The organism is Tissierellales bacterium (assembly GCA_025210965.1).
Taxonomy (GTDB): domain Bacteria; phylum Bacillota; class Clostridia; order Tissierellales; family JAOAQY01; genus JAOAQY01.
Genome location: JAOAQY010000022.1, coordinates 1 through 5,483 on the forward strand (window position 1 = coordinate 1; position 5,483 = coordinate 5,483).

The following is a 5,483-nucleotide window of genomic DNA, read 5'->3' on the forward strand; positions in this document are numbered from 1 at the left end:
ATCTGACTCTTTTGAACACAAAATACATATGGTTTTGTTGTAAAAATTGAAATACATAAATTCATTTTTATTTCTATACAGCGACATGTACATATTGAATTTATCCAAAAGGCCCATAAAAAAATCCGCTTTCAATCCTAGTTTTTTGTTATCTATCTCATAATAGTAAAATATTTCTATTGTTTCATCGTAATCTAGTTTTTTGTTCATTGGAATCTCGACTCTATACGTGCCACTTAATCTCATGTCATAAAATGAACAATCTCCAATAATTTTATTTTCATAAAAAAATGTCATTGCTGAAAATTTCTCTATGTTTTTAGATATATTTAACCCATTTAAATTTTCGGTACTAAGCAAAATAGAAATGAAATCATTACCATAATTTATTTGACTCAAAATATCGTATTGTTCGAATTCTTCTAAGTATCTTTTTCTAATCATTACTCGTAAGTAATTGCTCTTCCCTAGAAAAAAATTTATCACCATTGGCATTTTACTCAAATCATCTATACAAAAACCACAACTCTTATACTTTGCTTGCGGAAGTATAGTCAATTTTGGTAACTTAAATTTGTCTTCATATGAATATAATGATATATCTGTCTCAAATACATTTTCATCATATATATTTTTTAACTCTGCTAACTTAGCTACTGCTAGATACTTTTCCATAAATACCTCCCAAAAATTCTCCCAATATATAAACACGTAAATTCTTTCAAATTTGTAAACGTCGTTTTTTAATTTTTTTATTTTCATAATCAAAAATACATTTTGCAGTTATTTTGACCTACTATATTATACTACCATTTCCTATTTATGTTAAATTAAATCTCTAATTATTTATTCCAAACAAAAAGAGTGATACTCATATCATTTTTAATTTCATAATGATACGAATATCACTCTCTCTATTTGTGAGAAAGGATTTATACTATATAAACACGTAAACTCATTCAAATTTGTAAACGTCGTTTCTATATTTTTTATTTTTTACTACTTAACCTTCTCTTTAACCGGAATCCAAACTTCTACGCTGTTCCAATTAGGATACACTTCAAGCTGTGGCCCATTAGTCATCTCTAGCTCTGAACTGGGAAACCACTCTGTAAATATCCTCTTCCACAAATTTTGTATTACCTGAGTACTTACATTTTGATCTTCAAATTTGTCAGTAAAAACCACCCATTTTGCCTTTGGTATCTCTAGCGTCTCAAATGGTTCAACTAGTTTTGTCTTTCTCTCTCTCTCAGTATATAGCATATACTTGCTCATATACTCTCCGTCATTGTCAAAATCATATATAGCTCCTGCTATTGCCAACTCTTTGTATGGCTCTATACCGCAGATTTTGCATATCTTCTCGTAGTCACCATTTTCTTGAAATTTCTGCCAAAACTTTGGTATTACCTCATGCTGATCCTCATCATTTTCAATTCTTCTTACAAGTCCATACACTTCAAATGCTTCTCTTTCTTCAAATCTGTATTGCATAGCCACATCTCCTCGTATCGATATTTGAAAGGAAATCACTGGATAGCACATCAAATCACGACCACTCTTTCTTGCTTCTGATGGAGTAATCCCATGGAGATTTTTAAATGCCCTTGTAAAAGAGTTTGGTGAATCATATCCGTATTTTAACGCTATGTCTATTATTTTCATATCGCTATTTTGAAGTTCTATCGCAGCAGCCGAAAGTTTTCTTCTTCTAATATATACAGCTAATGGAATATCTATTATGAAAGAAAACATTCTCTGAAAATGATAACTAGAACAACACGCTATTTTAGCTACATCTTCTAATTCTATATTTTCTGTTAGATTTTCTTCAATATAATCTATAGCTCTATTCATACGGACTAACCATTCCATGTGCTACTTCTCCCCTTTCTATATATACACGATACTACTTAACCTAAATATCTTCTCCACATTTTGTGCACGAAAATGTATACTTCTTGCAAATACTCATAACTATCCACAAAACACTACTCATTATAGATACGACCATCACTAATACCCAAAATCCAAATTCATCTATCACATAGCTACCCATTAATGTAGAAAAAGGCATTATCGCCATTGAAAATGTAGTTACAAAAGAATCAACTTTCCCAATCATATTTGATGGAACTTCTCTTTGCATGAATACCGATATTGGAACGTTTATATATACTCCTATAGCTCCATCTAGAAATAGTAAAGCTACATGTATTGCAAAGAAAACTATAAAATTCCCATTAAACATCATATACACTATAAAATTAGCTGACAAAGCTACTATATACATTGTCTTAAAAGATATTCCACTATAATAATGAGCGAATAAATCGTTTATATCTCTCTTTTTTATCCACTGAGTCATAGCTATAGAACCTAGTGAAGTCATTGCTGCTGCAAATGATAAGAATGCTGGTGATGTCTGTGCTACTTGATTGAAAAAATATGTAAATCCATTTCGCGCAAGTGGCTCGTATATAAAATTTGAAAATAGGGATATGAAAAGTATCCACGTAAGTGCTTTTAATCCAAGCAAGCATTTACAACCTATTTTGAAATCTCTTATTATAGTCTTAAATTTAAACTCCTCATCATGTTTCTCTTTCGTATCTACATTTATTCTCGACTCAAATAAAGCGGATATGATAAAACTCATGCCATTTAATACTAATATCCCCTCTATATTTATCAGTGCATAAATTATACCCGCAAACATTATTCCTAGAATTCGCTTTACGCTATTTATCATATATATGACGGAATAACCTTCAACTAAATCGTCTTTGTCTATTACAAACCGAATTGCGGCTGTAGACGATGGAATGAAAAGTGCATCGCAAATTCCATGTATAAATGTCGCTATGTAAAAACTAGCTAATATCATATCTTGATTCTGCGTTTTCATTACGATTCCAAATGTAGCAAGTATGACAAAACCTCTTATATAGTCACAAATAACCAGAAGTTTTATCCTATCTAATCTATCACTTATTATCCCGCCTATCGGTGCTGATATTATGTATAGCAATAGCCTAAATGATAGAAAATAACCTACTACAACAGCTGATTCTGTAAGATCTAGAAAATACCAACTTAAACTAAATAGATAGAACTGACTTCCTATATCCGATATGAATTTACCCCAAAATAGCTGACTATAGGCTTTGTTTTTAAATAATTTTGTTTTCAATAAATGTCACTCCTCGTTAGCTTTTTCTAAATTAAGCATACTTTTGTTAACACCATTTGTCAACTATTCTTAATATTTTATCACGCTTTTTGTAACACTCTCCCTGTACAAAAAAATCCGCCGATTTCTCGGCGAATCCTCTATTTAGCAAGTTCTAATTTGTCATACTCGTTACTATAATCCCTGCCTTGATTTTTGCAATGTTTTTTTACATAGGCTTCTGATATTTCTTCTGCACTTATATCATATCTCAAAAGTGTATCTGTGAAATACATCATTACATCACTCATTTCTTCAACAAAAGCTTCTCGCACATCTTCATCATTCATTATGGCATCGTCGCCTTTTTTCTTTATTATAGCTATGCATTCCCCTACTTCTTCTATCATCCATAGTATAAATTGTCTACCATATTCTGCCTCCATAGGCGACCATTTGTCCTTATTTAGTTCAAATAGTGCTTTTTGCATTTTCATCATTTCTGATATTTGTAAATCTTTCTCCATGAATACACCTCATCTTTCATTCTGGTAGTGTGAGCTACTACAGCGCTTTCACTAATTATTGAGTTCTTCTGTATTTCTGCTTACTACTATTCGGTTTATCTGGTAAAGTCATTTCAACTAGTCCTAATTCAATAGCTGGTTTCAAATAGTTCTTTCTGAATGTTGGAATATGACTCAGTTTTAAGCTATCCATAATTTCTTTTCTTGACATGGTATCTGAACCTAAGACTATTAATAATTGTTTTACTTGGTCGCTAACTTGGTCGGTATCTTGGTCGGTATCTTGGTCGGTATCAGTAATTTCTAACAATGTTTCATGTATCGCTTCCAACATAAATTCTATAAATAGACTAGATTCTCCACACTTATCACACTCACCTAGAACCCTATAGTATTCATCTTGTCTTTCTTTTATTATGGTTTCTATTGGAAGCCATCCAAAAATAAATTGCCAATTGTATAATAATAATGTTTGCCACATTCTCCCCATTCTTCCATTCCCATCTGCAAATGGGTGTATAAATTCAAATTCATAATGAAATACACAACTCTTTATTAACGGATGAACGTCCTTAGCTCTACTAAGCCAAAAAAATAAATCTTCTATCAATTTTGGCACAATCCCTGGTGGTGGTGCCATATGAACTATCCTTTCACCAGCAAAAACTCCAACTCCACCACTCCTAAAATGTCCAGCTTCTTCAGTTAAACCTCTCATCAAAATTCTATGAGCTAATAACATATCTTCTATAGATTCTGCATTAAACTCTGTCAATTTTTCATACGCTTCAAATGCATTTTTCACTTCCATTATCTCACGTTCTAATCCTAATACACGCTTTCCATCTATAATATCTGTAACTTGTTCTAGTGACAATGTATTATTTTCTATAGCTAAAGATGCTTGTATTGTTTTCACCCTGTTGTTTCTTCTCAACCTTGGGTTTGAATTTAAGTTTTCTTTTATTGCAATTTTAGTTGCTAATTCTGATATATCTGTACACAACGATACTATTTTGTTCGTAAGTTTATATGGTGGTTCATAATGTTCCAAACACTTCACCTCCTACACTCTTAATTATACCTCATATTTCACCCACTTACATCCTCGACTCTATCTCTTTTTTCTTAATTAGCAAATCATCGTACTGTGCATCTAATGCTTCCACATCGTCATCTGATGTTGGCATACAAAGCCTGCCTAGTATAGTTGTTATCTGATGTTTTACCCGCATCAATTCCTCCTGAAGTGAATCCTTTGTATCTGTTTTTTTGCTTCGTTTCATATATTCCTCATAAGTCCCAGTGAATGCATTTAGCTTTCTATTCTCTATCATCAATAGATTAGTAGCTATATTTTCTACAAACTTTCTATCATGAGATACAAATATCAAACTTCCTTTGTAATCTATCAAAACATTTTCAAGTGCTTTAACTGAATCCAAATCCAAGTAATTTGTCGGTTCATCAAGTATTAACAAATTAACATCTTGTAGTATTAATTTAGCGAAACTAGCTTTTACCCTCTCACCTCCGCTAAGCACTGCTACTTTTTTATAAACTTCATCCCTTTTAAAAAGCAATCTAGCTAGAAGTGTTCTTATCATAGTTTCGCTCATATCTGACGTTTCTTTCATATTTTCTAGAAGCGTCTTTTCATCATCTAATATGCTCAAATCTTGTCTAAAATATCCTATTTTAAGTACCTTTGATCTTTTGATGCTATCATGACCTTGTTCTATCAATCTCAAAAGTGTTGTTTTTCCACTTCCATTATCTCC

At 31.8% G+C, this 5,483-nt stretch carries 6 protein-coding genes; all 6 read right to left on the reverse strand.

The features are described from left to right. On the reverse strand, window positions 1–675 hold a 675-nt coding region (locus tag N4A40_01100), incomplete at its 3' end, for a hypothetical protein (GenBank protein ID MCT4660427.1). 324 nt (window positions 676–999) lie between these two features. Next, window positions 1,000–1,878: an AraC family transcriptional regulator gene (locus tag N4A40_01105; GenBank protein ID MCT4660428.1), complete on the reverse strand. Its 879-nt coding sequence runs from the start codon at window positions 1,876–1,878 to the stop codon at window positions 1,000–1,002. A gap of 43 nt (window positions 1,879–1,921) precedes the next feature. Then, the gene (locus tag N4A40_01110; protein ID MCT4660429.1) at window positions 1,922–3,196 is read right to left on the reverse strand and encodes an MFS transporter; all 1,275 of its coding nucleotides are present in this window, start codon (window positions 3,194–3,196) and stop codon (window positions 1,922–1,924) included. 140 nt (window positions 3,197–3,336) lie between these two features. Then, window positions 3,337–3,702 carry a hypothetical protein gene (locus N4A40_01115; protein ID MCT4660430.1) on the reverse strand — a complete coding sequence of 122 codons (366 nt, stop codon included), beginning with the start codon at window positions 3,700–3,702 and terminating at the stop codon, window positions 3,337–3,339. Between the two features lie 55 nt (window positions 3,703–3,757). Beyond that, window positions 3,758–4,444, reverse strand: coding sequence for a Fic family protein (locus N4A40_01120; protein MCT4660431.1), 687 nt, complete (start codon window positions 4,442–4,444; stop codon window positions 3,758–3,760). A 358-nt stretch (window positions 4,445–4,802) separates the two neighbouring features. After that, window positions 4,803–5,483: ATP-binding cassette domain-containing protein (locus N4A40_01125; protein ID MCT4660432.1), on the reverse strand; the 681-nt coding region annotated here is incomplete at its 5' end.